Source organism: Sphingomonas oligophenolica (assembly GCF_006438955.1).
GTDB lineage: Bacteria > Pseudomonadota > Alphaproteobacteria > Sphingomonadales > Sphingomonadaceae > Sphingomonas > Sphingomonas oligophenolica_A.
The window spans coordinates 74,098-91,052 of sequence record NZ_RCZK01000002.1; the positions used below are offsets into that span (position 1 = coordinate 74,098).

Below are 16,955 nucleotides of genomic sequence, written 5' to 3' on the forward strand. Positions count from 1 at the left end.
GGATCGCGCCCGATGTCCACCGCCGTCGCCACGATCGAACCGCCCGCCGCACCCGCCACGGCGCCGCGCACCGATCCGCGGCGGATGGCGCTGTTCGGGCTGCTCGGCTTTTCGGCGGGGCTGCCGTTCTACATGTTCTCGACCGTGCTGACGCTGCGGCTCCAGGCGCATGGCGTCGCGCTCGTCGTCATCGGCTTCTTCGCCTGGGTCCAGTTATTGCCGACCTTCAAGTTCGTCTGGGCGCCGCTGCTCGACCGGTTCGACGTGCCGGGGTTCGGGCGGGTCTGGGGAAAGCGGCGCGGGTGGATCATGCTGGCGCAGCTCGGCATCTTCACCTCGATGGTCGCGATGGCGGCGACCTCGGCCGATGCGAGCCTCGGCGTCACCGCGCTGTTCGCGGTGCTGCTCGCGTTCTGGACGACGACGCTGGAGGTCGCCGCTGACGCCTGGCGGATCGAACTCGCACCGACCCAGACCGAACAGGGGCCGATCGCGGCGGCGAATCTGTGGGGATACCGCACCGCGATGGTCGCGGCGGGCAGCGGCGCGCTGCTCGTCGCGGACGGACCGGGATGGAGCGCAGCGTATCTGGTGATCGCGGCGGCGGCGTTCGCGCCGTTCCCGATGCTTGCGGCGATGCGCCCCGAGGCAACGGCGACGCGGCGGACAGCGGGGCTGGCGACCGGTATCATCGCGAGCATCGGTATTCTCGTTGCCGCCGCCGCCATCACCGCGGCGGTCGGCTGGGTCGTGCTTGCGGTGGCGGCGGGCGCAGGGCTCAGCGCGCAGACCAACGTCACCCCCTATGTGCTGGCGAGCTGCATGCTCCCCTTCATCCTGATGGCGCTGGCGCTGCCGCGGATTCGCCGCGCGGGGCCGACCGACCCACTTCGCACCTCGACCGCCATGGGCCCTTACGTCGATTTCTTCTGGCGTTACGGCTTCGGTGCGCTCGTCGTGCTGGCGTTCGTGTCGGTCTATCGGATGGGCGACGTCCTCGCGCTCAACCTGTCGAAGCCGATGATCAAGGGATTGGGCTACAGCCTCTCGGCGATCGGGCGCGCCGACAGCCTCGTCGCGCTGGTTGCGAGCATTCTGGGGGTCGGGATCGGCGGCCTGATGGTCGCGCGGACGCGGATGGGCTACGCGCTGGGCATCGCCGCCTGCTTCGCGGCATTCGGCAATTTCGGCTTCGTCTGGCTCGCACACCAAACCGTGAGCGAACCGATGCTCTACCTCGCCACCGCCGCCGACCAGTTCGGCAACGGCATGGCGGGGGCAGTGTTCGTCGTCTACCTCTCGATGCTCGTGAACCTGCGCTATCCCGGTGCGCAATATGCGTTTCTGTCGGGATTCGCGTTCCTGCTACCGCGACTGCTCGCGGGAGCGGGCGGATCGATGGTCGAGCGGATCGGCTATGACGGTTTCTTCCTGCTGTCGGGCGTCGTCAGCCTTGCCGCGATCCCGTTCCTCCCTGTCATTGCGCGCACCCGCCCGCGCCAATCGGATATGCCCGCGTGATCGAGCGCGTCGCCGATGCCGCGTTCGCGCCCGCGCTGGCGAACCTGGCGGCGGCTCGCATTCCCGGCGCGACGCTGGGCGTCGTCAGCGCCGACGGTCGCCGCGCAACGCGGGTCGCGGGGCTCGCGCAGCGTGTACCCGAAACGGAAGACCTGACGCCCGATCACTGGTTCGACCTCGCTTCGCTGACCAAAGTCATATTCACCACGACGCTAATCCTGCGTCTGGCCGACAAGGGCAGACTCGATCTCGAGCGCCCGCTGACCGACGCGATCCCCGACCTGCGCCAGTACGACGTCGCGGGCGCGGCGGAGCGGCGGCTGACGTTCCGCGATTGCCTTGCGCACCGGACGTTCCTGCCCGCGGTCGAGCCGATCTATACCTATGGCGACGACCCCGATCGGCTCCGCGCCTTCGTGCTCCAGCGTGAATGGACACACGGTCCGCCGGTCTATTCGGACATCAACTTCATCCTGCTCGGGATCGCTGCCGAGCGACTGACGGGAGGCCCGCTCGACGCGGTGCCGCTCGCGCGCGGACTGAGCTGGGGGCCGCCGCCCGGCCCCCCGGTCGCGACCGAACGCTGCACCTGGCGCGGGCGGATGCTGAAGGGCGAGGTCCACGACGAAAACGCCGCTGCGATGGGCGGGCGGACGGGGCACGCCGGGCTGTTCGGGACGGTCGCCGGGGTGCTCGATGTTGCCGCGGGACTGCTCGACGGCAGTGGCGCGTCCTGGTTCGCGATCGATCAGATCCGTACCCCCATTGCGGGCCACCGTACCGCGGGGTGGGAACGGCGGTTCGACGGCTGGTCGGGCGGATCGGCGTGCTCGCCCGAGACGATCGGCCACACCGGTTTTACCGGCACCGGCTTGTGGATCGACTGGACGCGCGGCGTCGCCTGGACGCTGCTTACCAACCGCGTCCACCCGACCCGGCATGCCGACAGTGGCATCGCCGAACTCCGCATCGCGACCGGCGACGCGCTGATCGCCGCGTGGGACGCGTCAGTTGGCGGCGGCGATTAGCGCCAGCGCGGCATCGATCGGCGCGCGGACCGACGCATCGCCCGGCATGTCGTTGGCAAAGCTGGCGAACACCAGCGTCTTCCCGCTCGCCGCGATCATGAACCCCGACAACGCGCTCGCGGCGTTGAGCGACCCGGTCTTGCCTTGGAGATGGCCCACGAGCGGCGTACCCGCGAACCGGTGCGCGAGCGTACCGTCGACCCCCGCAATCGGCAGCGTCGCGCGCCACGCCGCGCTCCACCGCTGCGTCGCGGTCCAGCGCAGGAACGCCGCGGTACCGCGCGGGGTAACCCGGTTGTAGTTCGACATCCCCGACCCATCCGCAAAATCATAGCGCCACCGCGCGATCCCCGCGCGCGCCATCATCGCGTCGATCGCGGCCTCGCCATCGGCGACCGATCCGCTCCCGACTACCGCGGCGACGCGGCGCAGCAGCAATTCGGCATGGAGATTCTCGCTGGCCTTGTTGGTGTGGACCAAATCCTCGACCAGCGGTGGCGGGACGAGATGCGCGAGCGCAGCGGACGCCGGGGGGTTGGGCGCAGGCGCGCCGCGCCTGGGAGCGTCCGACCCGGCAAGCGGACGGTGGCGCACCTGCGCCGTGCCGCGGACCCGAACGCCGCGCCCCGCCAGCATCCGCTGCAACAGCCATGCCGCGCGATAGGCGGGATCTTCGATCCCGATCGTCAGCGTTACTGGCGCGGCGATCGTTCCCGCAATCCGCACCCGGCCGCTCCCCGGCGTGCTCGTCACCGACAGGTCGGTGGTCGCGCCGGTGACGACCGCATCGTCGACCGCATAGAACCCATCGCTCGCGATCCTCGGCGCATTACCAGCCGATCCCGGCGCGACCGTGACCGTCCAGATATTGTCGTCGACCGTCAGAGCGGAGACCGCGGTGCCAGACCGCGTCACCATGTTGTTCCAGCTCATCCCCTGCGGCCAGCGTTCGTCGGGGAAGTCGGTGTCGTCACCGATCACGTTGCCGACCACCCGCGTCCGCGCCGCCACCGCATCGGCCAGCGCGGCGAGGCAATCGACCACGCAGTCCGCCGCGCCCGACAGCCGCGCGTCGCCATGCCCAGTCAGGATCACGTCGGGAATGCGCGCGCCGTCGATCCGCACGCTCGCGCCGCCCACCGTGTCGGGGCCGTCGACCGCCAGCGTCGCGAACGCCAGCGCGGTCGTGAATATCTTGGTGTTGGACGCGGGGACGAACCGGTCGTCGGGCGCGATCGCCACGATCTCGCGCCCTTCCTCGTCGGTCACGACCAGCCCGAATCGCGTCCCCGGCCCCGCCCCAGCCAACACGCTACGCACTTGGTCGGTCAGCGGATCGGCGGTCGCGGGCGCTGCCGCGAGCAAGAACAGCGCCGCGATGGCCGCCCGGGTCATGCGGTGGCCTCCGCCCGGAACCGCGCATCGTCGATCGCGCCTTCCGCGCGCGCGACCATCGCCGTCACGGTCAGGTTCGCCGACGCGCTCGGGACAGTTCGGGTCATGTCGAGCAGCCGGTCGAACGGCAGCACGAGCCCCACGATCAGCGCGGTCTGTTCCGCCCCGATGCCGACCGCGCCCAGCATCGCGGCGAGCATGAACAGCGACGCCGACGGCACCGGCGCGGTCCCGAACGCCGCCAGCGCACCGGTTGCGAACATGATCGCGAGCATCGTCGCGTCGGGCACGATTCCAAGCGCCTGGAGCGCGAACTGGCCGAGCAGCCCGACATACATCGCGGTCCCATCCTTGCCGATGCTCGCGCCCAGCGGCAGCACCGTGAACGCGATCGGCTTCGCTACCCCCAGATTGTCGCTCGCGACGCGCATCGCGATCGGCAGCGTTGCCGACGACGACGCGGTCGAAAACGCGACCATCAGCGCGTCGGCAATCCCGCGAAAAAAGCGAACCACCGACAGGCGCGCGACGAACGCCACCAGCGTGCTGTGGACGACCAGCATCTGGATCAGCGACGCAACGACGACGCACAGCGCCAGCCATCCGACGTTGGCGAACACCGCGACACCCCCGCTCGCGACCGCGTTGGCGATCAACGCGAAGACCCCGAACGGCGTCGCCTCCATCACGATCCGGACGATCTGGAGCAACACCCCCGACAGCGAGCGGAGCAGCGCGACGACGGGCTTACCCGCCTCCCCCGCTACCACGCTGCCGATCCCGAACAGGACTGCCACGAAGATGATCGCGAGCATGTCGCCGTTCGCCAGCGCCTCGACGATGTTGGTCGGCACGATCCCGAGCAACTGGTCGTACGGCGTCACCGGCGCGCCGAGCGGATGCGCCGCGACGCCCGCGAGCACGATCCCCTCCCCCGGCCGCACGATAAGGCCGATCGCCATCCCGATCCCGACCGAGATCAGCGTCGTCATCGCGAACAGCGCCACCGTCCGCCCGCCGATCGGCCCCAGCCGCCGTGGGTCGCCGATCGTCGCGATCCCCGCGGCGATCGTGACGAGCGCGACCGGCACGACCAGCATCTTGATCAGGCGGACGAACAGGTCGCCAAAAACCTGCACCGCGGGCGCCCATTGCGGCGCGACCACGCCGAGCGCGACGCCAAGGATCAGCGCAGCGACCACGCGCTTCCACAGCGGGATCGCGAACCACTTCCGCATTGCCCTCATTCGGCGGGGCAGCCCGCAGGCCGTGGGCGCAGCAGCGCGCGGCCCGCCGCTACGCCGGTCACTTTACCCGCAGCCAACGCCAGCTGCCCGTTGACGAACAGCGCCGTCACCCCGACGCTCGGTACGGTGGGGTGGACGAAATCCGCGCGGGGCTGATAACTGACGGGATCGAACACGACGACATCGGCGAAATAGCCGGGCTTCAGATAACCGCGGTCGCGGATATCGTAGATGTCGGCGGTCAGACCGGTCGATCGGCGGATGAACGCGCGCGTGTCGATCGCGTGGCGCTGGCGGACATAGATCTGATATTTGCGCGGGAAGGTCGCATATTGGCGCGGGTGGCCGTCCGACCCGTCCGATCCGGTGACGACCCAGGGCTGTTTCATGATCAGGTCGACGTCGCGATCGGCCATGTTGAACGAGGCGATGCCGGTCCCGCGCGCCGCGTCTCCCGCCGCGTTCGGCACGCGTACAATGCGGATCGCGGCATCTACCGGCGACAGTTTCCATCGCGCCGCCATCTCCCCCAGCGTCTGCCCGGTCCAGGGCTGCCCCCCTGCGGTCAGCAGGATCGATTCCTCGCCGCCGCGGCGCCGCAGGTTCTCGGTCATAGCGCGCTTGATCCGCACCAGCGTCGCGGGATCGTCGAACCGCGCGATCATCGCGCGGTATCCGCCCGCAAGCGCCCATCCGGGCACCAGCGCGGCATCGATCGCGGAGCCCGACGCGAGCCAGGGATATTGATCCGCGGTCACCTCCTGCCCCGCGCGCCGCGCCGCCTCGATCGTCGCGATCAATTCGGGCGCATGGCCCTGCAGGTCGACCCCGAGCGCCTTCAGATGCGCGAAATGGACCGGCGATCCGGATTCTCGCCCGATTCGCAGCGCCTCCTTGGTCGAGGCGATCAGCCCGATCGTGTAATTCGATTCGTCGCGCTGGTGCGTGTCGTACAGCCCGCCGCGCGCGCCCGCCTCCTTAGCGACCGCGATCACCTCTTCGGTCGTCGCATAGCTTTGCGGAGCGTAGAACAGCCCGGTCGACAGGCCGTACGCGCCCTCACACATCGCCGCCGCCGCCAGCGCCTGCTCGCGCGCCAGTTCGGCGGGCGTCGGCGCGCGATCGTCCGCACCGATCACCCGCTCGCGGATCGCGCCGAACCCCACCAGCGGCACCACGTTTGTGCCGATCCCGTGTGCGACCAGCGTGGTCATGTCCTTCGCGACGTCAGGCGTGCCGCCGCCGTCGACACCGATGACGATCGTCGACACCCCTTGCGCGAGCCACGGCAGATTGAGGCGCGCGCGTGCGTAGGGGGAGCGAATATAGCTGTCAGGGTGGGTGTGCGCGTCGATCAGCCCCGGCGCGACGATCTGGCCGCGCGCGTCGATCACGCGTTTGGCCGCGGTCGCGCGCGACGGCCCGACATAGACGATCCGGTCGCCGAGGATCTCGACATCGCCGGTGATGCTCGGCGCGTCGGCGCCGGTATAGATCGTCCCGCCGCGGATCGCGATGTCGACTTGCCTCGGCCCGGTGTGAGCAATCGGTCGCGCGCCGATCGTCAGCAGTCCCAACGCGGTCATCGCAACCCGCGCGGCGGTGAACCGTCTCGACATCATGGCCTCCCCCTTACGCTACGACCCGACTGTAGCGCGCGCGCCACGGATCGGAAGCGGGATCGCCCTGTCGTCAGGTGATCGGGGCACCAAAACAATAAGGGATGCTCTTATCGATCAGCCCGCGCGTCTCGGGCGAGCGCTCGCCGCGCCCCGTCAGTGGCACGAACATCGCCAGCCCGAGCGAGCAACGCGTCACCGCGCCGTCGCTGCCCTTGGTGACGCGCAGCAACTGCTCCTGCGCGGTGGACGGGCCGATCGGAATCACCATGCGACCGCCGACCTTGAGTTGATCGATCAGAGGTTGGGGAACCTTGCTCGCCCCAGCCGCCACGACGATGCCGTCGAACGGCGCGTGTTCGGGCCATCCCGCGAAGCCGTCGCCGCTGCGGACATGGATGTTGCGATACCCCATCCGATCGAGTCGACGCGCGGCGGAGCGCGCCAGTGGCGCGACGATCTCGATCGACCAGACCTGGTCGGCGAGCGGCGACAGCGCAGCGGCCTGGTACCCCGACCCGGTCCCGACATCGAGTACGGTCGCGCCCGACGGCAGCTCCAGCGCGGCGGTCATGATCGTGACGATGTACGGATCGGAGATCGTCTGACCGTAGCCGATCGACTGCGGCACATCGATATAGGCCAGCTCGCGCCCGGGCTTGGTCACGAACAATTCGCGCGGCAATCGACCGATGACATCGATTGTCCGACGGAACGCGGGGGTGTCCGCTGCCGGCGCGGCGCGCCGTACGGTCTCGGCGATCTTCGCGACCATCGCCGCCCGCCGCACGGCGAACATATCCCCCGCTGCGGCGGGCAGCATGAGCGCCGCCGCTATCGGTATCCAGAGCAACGACAAACCGGGCATCAAGGCGTTACCTCTTCATGGTGGCGCGACAGCGCGGCGATCATCGCGGGCAGGAACAATAGCACCAGCGGCACCGCGGCGACGAGGCCGAAGATGATCGCGGTGGCGAGCGGGCGCTGGAGCCCGGCGCCCCGGCTCAGCCCGAGCGCCAGCGGCGCGAGCGTCAGGATCGCGATCAGCGCAGACATCAGGATCGGGCGCAGCCGCTTCGCGCCCGCCTCGCGCAAGACGGCCATATCAACGGGTGCATCGCGGTCGATTTCGGCGAGGAAGAAGATCACGAGCTCGGTGACCATCCCCACCACCATCGTCAGCCCCATCAACGCCGAGATGTCGAGCTCGATTCCCGTCAGCCACAGCCCCCCGAGCACCGCCGCCGCCGAGAGCAACACCGTCGCGATCGCCGCCAGCGTCCAGCTGACGCGTTCGAAGAGGAAGGTGAGGAGCAGCGCGGTGAGCAGCAGCGCGGCGGCGAACACCATCGACAGGTCGGCGAAGCTCTGTTGCTGCTGCGCGTAGAGCCCGCCGTAATCGACGCGGATTCCAGCGGGCAGGTTCAGCCCGGTCACCGCGGCGCGGACGTCCTTCATCGCCGACCCCAGATCGCGCCCCTCGAGCCGCGCGGTAACGCCGATGAACGGCGCGAGATCCTCGCGGGTAAGCTGCTTCTGCCCCGCCGCGATGCTGACCGTCGCGACCTGCGCGACGCGCACCACATGGCCATCGGGCGCGACGAGTGCGAGGCGACCGAGATCGCTCGCGCGTTGGCGCAGATCCTGCGGCGCGCGGACCCGGACGGTCAGGAGTTGTTCGCCGATCCTGACCTGGGTCGCCTGCATCCCGCCGACCAGCGCCTCGAGCTGGGTCGCGACCGCATTCGGATCGAGCCCCTGGAGCGCGGCGCGCGCCGGATCGACCCGGACGCTGATCGCGTCGCCCGCGACGCGCAGGCCATCGACCACCTCGACCACGCCGGTCACCTTGCCGATCGCGTCGCCGACCGATTTGGCCGCGGCGTCGAGCTGGGCCGGATTGTCGCCGAACAATTTGACCTCGATCGGTTGCGGCACCGCGGTCAGATCGCCGATCAGGTCCTCCATCAACTGCGCGGTCTCGATCTGGACACCGGGAACCTTGGCCTCGACCCTGGTCCGGACGTCCGCCATCACCGCCTCGATCGGGCGGCGCGATCCGCCGTGCAGGCGGATGAAATAATCGCCCTCGTCCGCCTCGGTGAGCCCGCCGCCGAGCTGGAGCCCGGTGCGGCGCGAATAGCTCGCGACCTCGGGCGTCGCGGTGATGATCTGTTCGACCTGGCGGAGCAGCCGGTCGGTGTCGCTCAACGCCGCGCCCGGTTGCGCCTTATAGTCGAGGATGAAGCCACCTTCATCCATCTGCGGCATGAAGCCCGAGGGGACGTGGCTCCACGCCGCCCAGCCGATCAGCGCCATGCCGACGCCGAGCACCGCGGCGAACAGCGCGGGCCGCGCGAACGCCCGGTTGGCGGCACGGTCGTAGCCCTTGCCGAGGCGGCCCATGAAGCCGCCCGCCTTTTCCGCGGCTTTGGCATCCTTCTCGCGCAGCCAATAGGCCGCAGCGAGCGGGATGACGAAGCGCGCGTAGACTAGCGACAGCCCAAGCGCGGCGACCATGGTCAGCGCCAGCGCCTTGAAGAACCCGCCGGTCACCCCGGAGATGAACGCGAGCGGCAGGAAGACGACGATCGTCGCGGAGGTCGATCCGATCAGCGGCGTCCCCATTTCCGCTGCCGCGCTAAGGACGCCCGCGACCCCCTTCGCCGCGCCCTCCTGCAAGCGGCGCATGATATGTTCGAGCATCACGACCGCGTCGTCGACGACCAGCCCGACCGCAGCCGCCATCCCGCCCAGTGTCATCATGTTGAAGCTCATCCCGAGCGCGAACAGGATGAGGCAGGTGCCCGCCAGCACCGCGGGCAACATCAGCCCGGTGATCAGCATCAGCCGTCCCGAGCGCAGGAACACGAACAGCACCAACCCCGCCAGCACCGCGCCGAGCAGGATCGCGTCGCGCACCGCGTTCGCCGCGCCCGTTACCAGTTCGGACTGGTCATAGAACGGCGTCACCTTGACGCTCGGCGGCAGCCCCAGCGTCGCGAGCCGCGCGTTGACCTCCTTGACGATCCTGACCGTGTCCGAATCGAGTGCCTGGCGGATGTTGACCAGCACCGCGCGACGACCGTCGGAGGTAACCCGGGTATAGACCGGCTGTTCCGATGGCGTGATCGTCGCGATCTGGCCGAGCGTGACGATCCCCGCCCCGGCGTTCGCCCCCGTCTTGATCGGCAACGCGGCAAGATCGGGGATTCCGGCGATCCGGTTTTGCGCGAGGACCAGATAGAGCCGGTGGCGATCCTCGAGCCGACCCACGCCCTGGACGTCGTTGCCCTTGCCGAGTGCGGTCGCGATATCGGCGAGGCCGAGTCCCAGCGCCTGCGCGCGCGCGGGATCGACCGCGACCTGGAATTCACGCGGTGCACCGCCGAGCACGTCGACCCCCGCGACCCCCGCGACCGCGCTCAACGCGGGGCGAACCTGAAACTCGGCGATCTGGCGCAGCGCTTCGACATCGAGCGACGATGAGGTCAGCGCGACCCCCAGCACCGGGAACAGCGTCGGATCGGATCGCCGCACCTCGAACCGAGTGCCCGGCGGCAGATCGGGGAGCACCGTCGCGAGCGCGCCCTGCGTCGCCAGCGTTGCGGCGACCATGTCCTCCCCCCAGGGAAAGTTGAGCGACACCTCGGCCGACCCGCGGCTCGTGGTCGACCTGATTCGGCTGACGCCGGGCACCGCGCGCAACGCGATCTCGATCGGGCGGGTGATGTCGGCGGCCATCTGATCGGCGTCGCGTTCGCCCGCGTCGATCGACACGACGACGCGCGGATAGCTGATGAAGGGGAACAGGCTGACGGGCAGCCGGGTCGCGGCGACGACCCCGCCGACCGTCAGCAACAGGGCCGCGAGCCAGAGCGCGCGGGCGTGGCGGGCAAGCGCCTGGGTCATCGTTGGACCGTCACTTGGTGCGGACCTTCATCCCGTCGTCGACCGCGGTGCCGCCCTCGACGACGACATGGTCGCCGGGTTTCACACCCTGCGTGATTGCGACCCGGTCGCCCTCGGTCGCGCCCGGGGACACATTGTGGCGATGCGCGACGCCGCTCGTCACGACATAGACATAAGGCTGCCCGCCATCGTCGAGCAGCGCGGCATAGGGGATCGTCACCGCGATGCCGCCGCCACTGGCGCCGACCGCGACCGTGCCGGTCAGTACCTCGCCGACCCCCAATCCGGCTGCGGCGGGCAGCGTCGCGAACACCGCCGCCTGCCGCGTCGTCGGATCGATAATCGGAGACACCGACGCGATCGGCACCGCGAACGCCGCGCGTCCCGTCGACGCCTCGATCCGAATCGGTGCGCCCGGATGGAGTGCGCGCGCGACGCTGGGATCGACCCCGAAATGCGCGCGCAGATCGCCGTTGCGCGCGATCGTCGCGACGGTCGCGCCGGGCTGGATCAGGTCGCCATCGCTCACCGCCACGCTTTCGACGAACCCCGCGGTGCGCGCGCGCAAGGTCAATGCCCCGGCACGACCTGCAAGGCTCGCGCGGGTGGCATCCGCGCTTTGCGCCGCGGCGCGCGCGGTTTCGACCTCGGCATTGCCGACCAGCCCATCCTTGCGGAGCCGCTGCGCGCGCGCATAGGCGGCGTCGGCGGCACGCGCGTCAGTCGAGGCCTTGACGATGTCGAGCCGCGTGTTCGGTGCCGCGCCGAGTTGCGCGACGACCTGCCCCGCCGTCACGCGCGTGCCGACCGGGGTGACGATGCGGACGACGATCGCTTCGGTTGGCGCGGTCAGCGCGACTTTGCCCCCCGCCCCCGCCTCGGCGACGCCGTATAATGTTACACGGTCGGTGAGCGCGCCCTGTTGCGCGGCGGCGATCGTCACCAGCGCGACCGGGGCCGGTGTCGCCGCCTCGTCGCTCGCGCCGCCCGAACAGGCGGCGAGCATCAGACTCGCGACCGCGAACCATTTGGTCATTGGGGCCAATCCTCTCGGGGTGCGCCGGTCAAAAGTTCGAGCGCGATCGTCTGTTCGGCGATATCCTGGTCGGCCTGCGCGACCAGTGTCTGGTTGTCGCGCAGCGCCTGTTCGGCGATCTCCGCGGTGGCGGGGGCTAGGTCGCCGCGGTTGGCGGCGCGGCGGCTCGCGACGGCGAACTGCTGGACCGCAGGTAGATCGTGGAGTGCCGCCACGCGCTGGCGGTGGGCGACTGCGATGCCGCCGACGGCCGCCGCGATCTCGGCGCGGGTCTGGAACAGCCGCGCGTCATATTCGGTCTTCAACGCCTCTCGTGTCGCGCGCTCGACCGCGATGCCGCCGCGGTTGCGGTTCCACAGCGGCAGCGTGAAATCGATCGCGGGGCCGACCAGCGCGTTGCCCGCCGAATCGCGGTTGGCGTTGATCGTCAGCGCCAACGTGGGAAATTGTTCGAGCACCGCGCGATGGACGGTCGCCTCCTGCGCGGCATAACCTTCGCGCAGCGCCGCAAGGTCGCTCCGCGTGTCGCGCGCGAAAGCAAACAGCACGGCGGCATCCGGCGGCGGCGGGGGCGCGGCGACGGGCGCGAGCGTCAGCGGATAGGATGGCGGCAGACCGATCAGCCGGGTCAGTTCGAACCGCGCGGCGGCGAGATCGCGTTCGGCGGTGCGGACGAGTTCGGCGGCGTTGAACGCGGACAGCCGCGCCGCCTGCACCTGATCGGGCGGCAGGTCGCCGCGCCCCGCCGCGCGCAGCGTGCGATCGGCGAGCGACCGCGCGGCATCGCGGCTCGCCGCGGCGAGCGCGGCCCGCCGCTCGAGCCCCTGGGTCCGTGCCGCCTGGAGTCGCGCCTGCCCCGCAGTTTGCCATTCGGCCCAGGCGAGATCGAGCCGCACCTGTCCGGCTTGCGCGCGCGCTGCGGCGATCCGAACGCCGCGCGTGCGCAGCGCCTGGATGTCGAGGCCCAGCGCGTTGGCGAGATCGATCAGCGGATCGGGGCCGGACACCACCTTCGATGCGCCCACGCTCAGCGTCGGGTCGGGCAGCAGTCGCGCGGCAAAGAGCTGTGCGTCGGACACCCCCGCGCGCACCCGCTGCGCCTTCAGGTCGGGATTGGCGATCACCGCCAGCGTCGCGATCGCGTTGGGATCGAGCGGCGCGGCAAGGTCGATCGTCGTCGGCGTCAGAAACGGCCGCCGGATCGCCGCGGCCTCGCGTGCCAGAACTGAGGCGACCGGCGACGCGAGCACGCCAGGGTCGCTCTCCAGCGGCACCTGCGCATAATGCGCGCAACCCGCGAGCAGCACCGCCGCGATCAAGGGAACCCAGCGCATCACGTAATCCTCGGCAACCGCAGTGTCGCGCGCAACCCCGGCGCGTCGTCGTCGATCGATAGCGTCCCGCGATGCACCGCGGCAATCGCGGCGACCATGTTGAGGCCCAGCCCGTTGCCTGGTCGTGTCCGGCTCGAATCAAGCCGCACGAACCGGTGGACGATCCGTGTGCGATCCTTAGCCGCGACGCCGGGGCCGTCGTCCACCACCGCCAGCAAGATCATATCCCCTTCCGCCATGAGGCTCACCGTGATCGAGGTGCCCGCGGGGGTGTGACCTTGCGCGTTGTCGAGTAAATTGATCACGGCCTGCGCGATCAGTTCGCGGTCGCCGTGGATCGTGAGCCCTGACGCGATGGCGCAGTCGAGGCTTCGCCCGCCATCGGCCACCGCGGGCGCATAGGTGTCGCACAGGTCGTTGGCGAGCGCGGACAGGTCCATCGGCGCAAACGCGCGGGCGAGCGCGCCGCCTTCGACCTCCGAAATCCGCAGGATCGCGGCAAACAGCGATAACAGCTCGTCGCTCCGCTCCAATGCCCCCTCGAGCGCGCCGCGTTGCGCCGCGTGCGGGCCATCGAGCGCCGCCTCGATCTCGGCGCGCAGGCGGGCGAGCGGGGTGCGCAGGTCGTGTGCGACGTCGCTCGATACCTGACGCAGGCTGTCGAGCAATTGCGCGATCCGATCGAGCATCGCGTTGAGCGATCGGGCGAGCTCGTCGAACTCGTCGCCGCGCGCGCCGACTGGAATGCGTCGCGCGAGATCGCCGGCGACGATGGCCTGCGCGGTGCCGCTGATCCGCGCGAGCCGCCGCTGCAGATACCCGCCGAGCGCCAGCGCGCCGCCGGTGCCGAACAGCAGGACCAGTACCAACGCCGCGCCGAACAGCGCCAAAATTGTGCCGTCGATCCGCTCGAGCGCCTCGGTGTCGATCGCGACGACCAGCGTGCGACCGTCGCCGATCGCGGTCGTCAGCGCACGGGCAGCATCGACGCCCTCGACGGGATCGACGAACTCGACGTTACCCCAGCCGCGGGCGGGTCGGCGCAGCGCGAGCGATCCGGCGATCCGGCGGTGTCCGGCATCGAAGAGCGCATAGCCGAAATTGTCGACGCGTCCGCCGGTCTCGCGCGCCAAAATCGTTTCGAGCAGGTCGGGCAATCCTTCCTCGCGATAACTGCGAACGAGCGCGCGCGTTTCCTCGGCGAGCGCCGCGTCCTGCTGCGCGCGGAACGCGGCATCGGCGGCGAAATACACGACCGCGCCGAGCAGCGTGATCGCGAGCGCGAACACGGCGGAATAAGTAAACGCGATGCGATAGGCGGCGCTGCGCCGGAGGTCAGCCATCCGCCCGCATCCGATAGCCGACGCCGCGCAGCGTTTCGATCGGATCGGTATCGAAGCCCCCGTTCAATTTCGATCGCATCCGGCTCAGATGGCTTTCGACGATGTTGGTCTGCGGATCGAAATGGAATCCCCAGATCGATTCGAGGAACATCGTCCGCGTCACGACCCGCCCCGCATTGCGCATCAACAGTTCGAGCAGCGCATATTCGCGCGGCTGGAGCCGCACCTCGTGCCCGCCGCGTCGTACCTCGCGGCGGAGCAGGTCGAGATCGACGTCGCCGACATGGAATGCGGTCGGGGCCTCGCTGATCGGCGGGCGGCGCAGCAGTGCCGCGATCCGCGCGGCGAGTTCGGCGAACGCGAACGGCTTGACGAGGTAATCGTCCGCGCCTGCGCCGAGCCCTATCACGCGATCCTCGATGCCGCCGAGCGCGGTCAGCATCAGCACCGGCATGCGGACACCGCCCGCGCGCCACCGCTTCAGAATCTCCACGCCGTCGAGCTGCGGCAACAGCCGGTCGAGGATCGCGACGTCGAAGCTCTCGACGAGGCCGAGGTGCAACGCATCCTCGCCATCGCCGACGCGCGTCACGGCATGGCCGAGCTCGCCGAGCCCTCGCTCGACGAACCCGGCGGTGTCGTCATCGTCCTCGGCGATCAGGATGCGCATGACGGGGTGCGATCAGTCCTTATCGTTCAGGCCTTCATATTTGTTCTCGACGACGCGACCGGTGTTGGCGTCGACGCCGATCTCGTGAATACGCTTGCCCTGGCGGATATCGAACGAATAGCGCCAGCCGCCACCTTCCTTTTCATATTCGGCATCCTGGATTTTGCCGGGGGCCTGCTTGAGCTCGATCGCGCGCGCCTGCGCCATCGTCAGCTTGGCATGGGGCTGCGCCGCGAGCGCGGGCGCGGCCAGCGCAACGGCGGCGGTCAGCAGGAGGGGGATACGCTTGGTCATGTCACTCATCCTCGATTGGTCCACCCGCTTGATCGGGCCTGTCCTTCTTACGCCGCGGTAGATTGCGCCGGGATGGAAGGGGAGTTCTACTATCCCAATGTAGATGAACCACGCGGCTCAGGCGGGTGCGACGACCAGCAAGTGGAACGTGCCCGCCCGCGCCACCGGGCGGCCGCCAGCCCTGGCCGGGGGATCGAACGCTGCGGTCGGGAGGTAGACGTTGCCCGTCCGCGCATCGATCGCACCGGTCCGCGCGCCGACTTCGGTTTTCACGGTGGCGACCTTGCGCACGCTCCGTGCCGCGAGCGACAAGACCTCGAGCACCCCGTCGCGCCCGCACGGAATCAGCGCGACCTGCCGCTTCGCATCGAGCATCACCGCGTCGGGACCGCGCCCGATGTCGATCAACCCGGTAAGCTTGGCGGCGCGGGTATCGACCACGGCGGCCTTGCCGTTGGCGCACGCGCTGATCAGGCGATCGTGGCTGGCGTCGAACGCGAGCCCGGTCGGCCCCTCGCACCCCGTAAGTGCGATCGAGCGGACCAGCTTGCCCGCCGCGAGATCGACGACCTCGATCTCGTCCGCGTCCTCGTTGTTGACGTACAGCGTCCGGCCCCGCCCGATCACCGCGAATTCCAGCGCGGGCTTGACGGTGATCGTGCGCACGACCTTCATCTCGTGGGGATCGACGTCGGAAATCGTGCCGTCGTGGGCGTTCATCACGAACACATGGCCGCTCGCGGTCTCGTACGCCGCCGCATCGGGATCGTCACCCACCGCGAGCTTCGCCTGCTCCACCCCGGTCGTCGCGTCGATCAGCCGCACGCTGTTGTCGCGCCCGCTCGTCACCAGCAGCATGCCATGCGCCAGCGGCACCACCGCATGCCCGTGGACGATCGTGCCGATCGAACGGCCGGCGTCGCGCTTCGCCAGATCGACCCGCGTCACCGCATCGCCGTGGGCGACGTAGAGCACGCGTGCCGCGACATCGACCGCGACATAGTCCCACCCGCCGCCGTCTGGTCCGGCGATATGTCCCGCAACATGATAGCGTGGGACCGGCGCGACAGGCGCCGCGGCGGCGACGAGCATCGCGCCCGCGCCGGACAACAGGATCGACAGCAGCTTCATCGTTCGGCCCTCCAGATTGTCGGCACCCCGTGCCCCAGCCGCGCGCCGCGACCAAGTGCTTCGCGCCGCATTGGGAATTCACAATCTTGGTATCGCTGTTCCGCACGCGTGACATCGCTTCATCATGGCGCGCGACGGTTTGGTAGCCAGCCTCAATCATTTCAGCGCTGACGCAGATATCGCTAAACTCCGGATGGGTCATCATTGCCTCGCCCGCTAACTTTACTCGATATGTGCCTTTGTCGTTGTCGACGCTCGCAAAGGCAGGGTGATCATCAAACTGCCTGCGGCCACCAACAACACCAATAAGGTGTTCATCAAAGCGCCTTTCTCGGCCACCGCGGCTGCGAGCGAGCCCCATAATGCGACATTCAAATCACGTTTTACGCTGGCCTGAACTGGACGCTCGATCAGCTTCCGCATGC

General features: G+C 69.4%; 14 protein-coding genes. 2 read left to right on the top strand and 12 right to left on the bottom strand.

Features of this window, described 5'->3' with window-relative positions:
• The first annotated feature begins 12 nt into the window (after positions 1-12).
• Both EAH84_RS03045 and EAH84_RS03050 read left to right on the top strand, forming a co-directional pair.
• On the top strand, positions 13-1,521 hold the full coding sequence (locus tag EAH84_RS03045; protein WP_241656430.1) for a permease: 1,509 nt from the start codon (positions 13-15) through the stop codon (positions 1,519-1,521).
• On the top strand, positions 1,503-2,549 hold the full coding sequence (locus tag EAH84_RS03050; RefSeq protein ID WP_425326438.1) for a serine hydrolase domain-containing protein: 1,047 nt from the start codon (positions 1,503-1,505) through the stop codon (positions 2,547-2,549). Before EAH84_RS03045 ends, EAH84_RS03050 begins: the two co-directional genes overlap by 19 nt.
• Here EAH84_RS03050 and dacB read toward each other — a convergent pair.
• From dacB to EAH84_RS03110, 12 genes are all read right to left on the bottom strand, one after another.
• Positions 2,529-3,944, bottom strand: coding sequence for a D-alanyl-D-alanine carboxypeptidase/D-alanyl-D-alanine endopeptidase (dacB, locus tag EAH84_RS03055; RefSeq protein ID WP_140867528.1), 1,416 nt, complete (start codon positions 3,942-3,944; stop codon positions 2,529-2,531). The two genes, EAH84_RS03050 and dacB, sit on opposite strands and share 21 nt — an antisense overlap.
• Positions 3,941-5,191, bottom strand: coding sequence for a dicarboxylate/amino acid:cation symporter (locus EAH84_RS03060; RefSeq protein ID WP_140867531.1), 1,251 nt, complete (start codon positions 5,189-5,191; stop codon positions 3,941-3,943). Before EAH84_RS03060 ends, dacB begins: the two co-directional genes overlap by 4 nt.
• The gene (locus tag EAH84_RS03065) at positions 5,188-6,777 is read right to left on the bottom strand and encodes an N-acyl-D-amino-acid deacylase family protein (protein WP_140868402.1); all 1,590 of its coding nucleotides are present in this window, start codon (positions 6,775-6,777) and stop codon (positions 5,188-5,190) included. The genes EAH84_RS03060 and EAH84_RS03065 overlap by 4 nt, the downstream gene beginning before the upstream one ends.
• A gap of 106 nt (positions 6,778-6,883) precedes the next feature.
• Positions 6,884-7,678 carry a protein-L-isoaspartate(D-aspartate) O-methyltransferase gene (locus EAH84_RS03070; RefSeq protein WP_140867534.1) on the bottom strand — a complete coding sequence of 265 codons (795 nt, stop codon included), beginning with the start codon at positions 7,676-7,678 and terminating at the stop codon, positions 6,884-6,886.
• On the bottom strand, positions 7,678-10,722 hold the full coding sequence (locus EAH84_RS03075; RefSeq protein WP_140867537.1) for an efflux RND transporter permease subunit: 3,045 nt from the start codon (positions 10,720-10,722) through the stop codon (positions 7,678-7,680). Before EAH84_RS03075 ends, EAH84_RS03070 begins: the two co-directional genes overlap by 1 nt.
• A gap of 10 nt (positions 10,723-10,732) precedes the next feature.
• Positions 10,733-11,758 (bottom strand): efflux RND transporter periplasmic adaptor subunit, encoded by a 1,026-nt coding sequence (locus EAH84_RS03080; protein ID WP_140867540.1) that lies wholly within the window; start codon positions 11,756-11,758, stop codon positions 10,733-10,735.
• Positions 11,755-13,092: a TolC family protein gene (locus EAH84_RS03085; protein ID WP_140867543.1), complete on the bottom strand. Its 1,338-nt coding sequence runs from the start codon at positions 13,090-13,092 to the stop codon at positions 11,755-11,757. The genes EAH84_RS03080 and EAH84_RS03085 overlap by 4 nt, the downstream gene beginning before the upstream one ends.
• Positions 13,092-14,435 (bottom strand): sensor histidine kinase, encoded by a 1,344-nt coding sequence (locus tag EAH84_RS03090; protein ID WP_140867546.1) that lies wholly within the window; start codon positions 14,433-14,435, stop codon positions 13,092-13,094. The genes EAH84_RS03085 and EAH84_RS03090 overlap by 1 nt, the downstream gene beginning before the upstream one ends.
• Positions 14,428-15,105 (bottom strand): response regulator transcription factor, encoded by a 678-nt coding sequence (locus EAH84_RS03095; RefSeq protein ID WP_140867549.1) that lies wholly within the window; start codon positions 15,103-15,105, stop codon positions 14,428-14,430. The genes EAH84_RS03090 and EAH84_RS03095 overlap by 8 nt, the downstream gene beginning before the upstream one ends.
• Positions 15,106-15,117: 12 nt before the next feature.
• Complete coding sequence (locus EAH84_RS03100; RefSeq protein ID WP_194150350.1) at positions 15,118-15,399, bottom strand: PepSY domain-containing protein; 282 nt, start codon at positions 15,397-15,399, stop codon at positions 15,118-15,120.
• A gap of 117 nt (positions 15,400-15,516) precedes the next feature.
• A complete protein-coding gene (locus EAH84_RS03105) occupies positions 15,517-16,530 on the bottom strand; it encodes a YncE family protein (protein WP_140867555.1) in 1,014 nt (337 codons plus the stop codon).
• 222 nt (positions 16,531-16,752) lie between these two features.
• Positions 16,753-16,953, bottom strand: coding sequence for a hypothetical protein (locus EAH84_RS03110; protein ID WP_140867558.1), 201 nt, complete (start codon positions 16,951-16,953; stop codon positions 16,753-16,755).
• Positions 16,954-16,955: the final 2 nt, after the last annotated feature.

Coding starts and splice junctions, on each gene's coding strand:
- EAH84_RS03065 (WP_140868402.1), bottom strand. CDS start 6,777: ATGACCGCGTTGGGACTGCTGACGATCGGCGCGCGACCGATTGCTCAC.
- EAH84_RS03085 (WP_140867543.1), bottom strand. CDS start 13,092: ATGCGCTGGGTTCCCTTGATCGCGGCGGTGCTGCTCGCGGGTTGCGCG.
- EAH84_RS03045 (WP_241656430.1), top strand. CDS start 13: ATGTCCACCGCCGTCGCCACGATCGAACCGCCCGCCGCACCCGCCACG.
- dacB (WP_140867528.1), bottom strand. CDS start 3,944: ATGACCCGGGCGGCCATCGCGGCGCTGTTCTTGCTCGCGGCAGCGCCC.
- EAH84_RS03070 (WP_140867534.1), bottom strand. CDS start 7,678: ATGCCCGGTTTGTCGTTGCTCTGGATACCGATAGCGGCGGCGCTCATG.
- EAH84_RS03095 (WP_140867549.1), bottom strand. CDS start 15,105: ATGCGCATCCTGATCGCCGAGGACGATGACGACACCGCCGGGTTCGTC.
- EAH84_RS03100 (WP_194150350.1), bottom strand. CDS start 15,399: ATGACCAAGCGTATCCCCCTCCTGCTGACCGCCGCCGTTGCGCTGGCC.
- EAH84_RS03090 (WP_140867546.1), bottom strand. CDS start 14,435: ATGGCTGACCTCCGGCGCAGCGCCGCCTATCGCATCGCGTTTACTTAT.
- EAH84_RS03060 (WP_140867531.1), bottom strand. CDS start 5,191: ATGAGGGCAATGCGGAAGTGGTTCGCGATCCCGCTGTGGAAGCGCGTG.
- EAH84_RS03105 (WP_140867555.1), bottom strand. CDS start 16,530: ATGAAGCTGCTGTCGATCCTGTTGTCCGGCGCGGGCGCGATGCTCGTC.
- EAH84_RS03110 (WP_140867558.1), bottom strand. CDS start 16,953: ATGCGGAAGCTGATCGAGCGTCCAGTTCAGGCCAGCGTAAAACGTGAT.
- EAH84_RS03075 (WP_140867537.1), bottom strand. CDS start 10,722: ATGACCCAGGCGCTTGCCCGCCACGCCCGCGCGCTCTGGCTCGCGGCC.
- EAH84_RS03080 (WP_140867540.1), bottom strand. CDS start 11,758: ATGACCAAATGGTTCGCGGTCGCGAGTCTGATGCTCGCCGCCTGTTCG.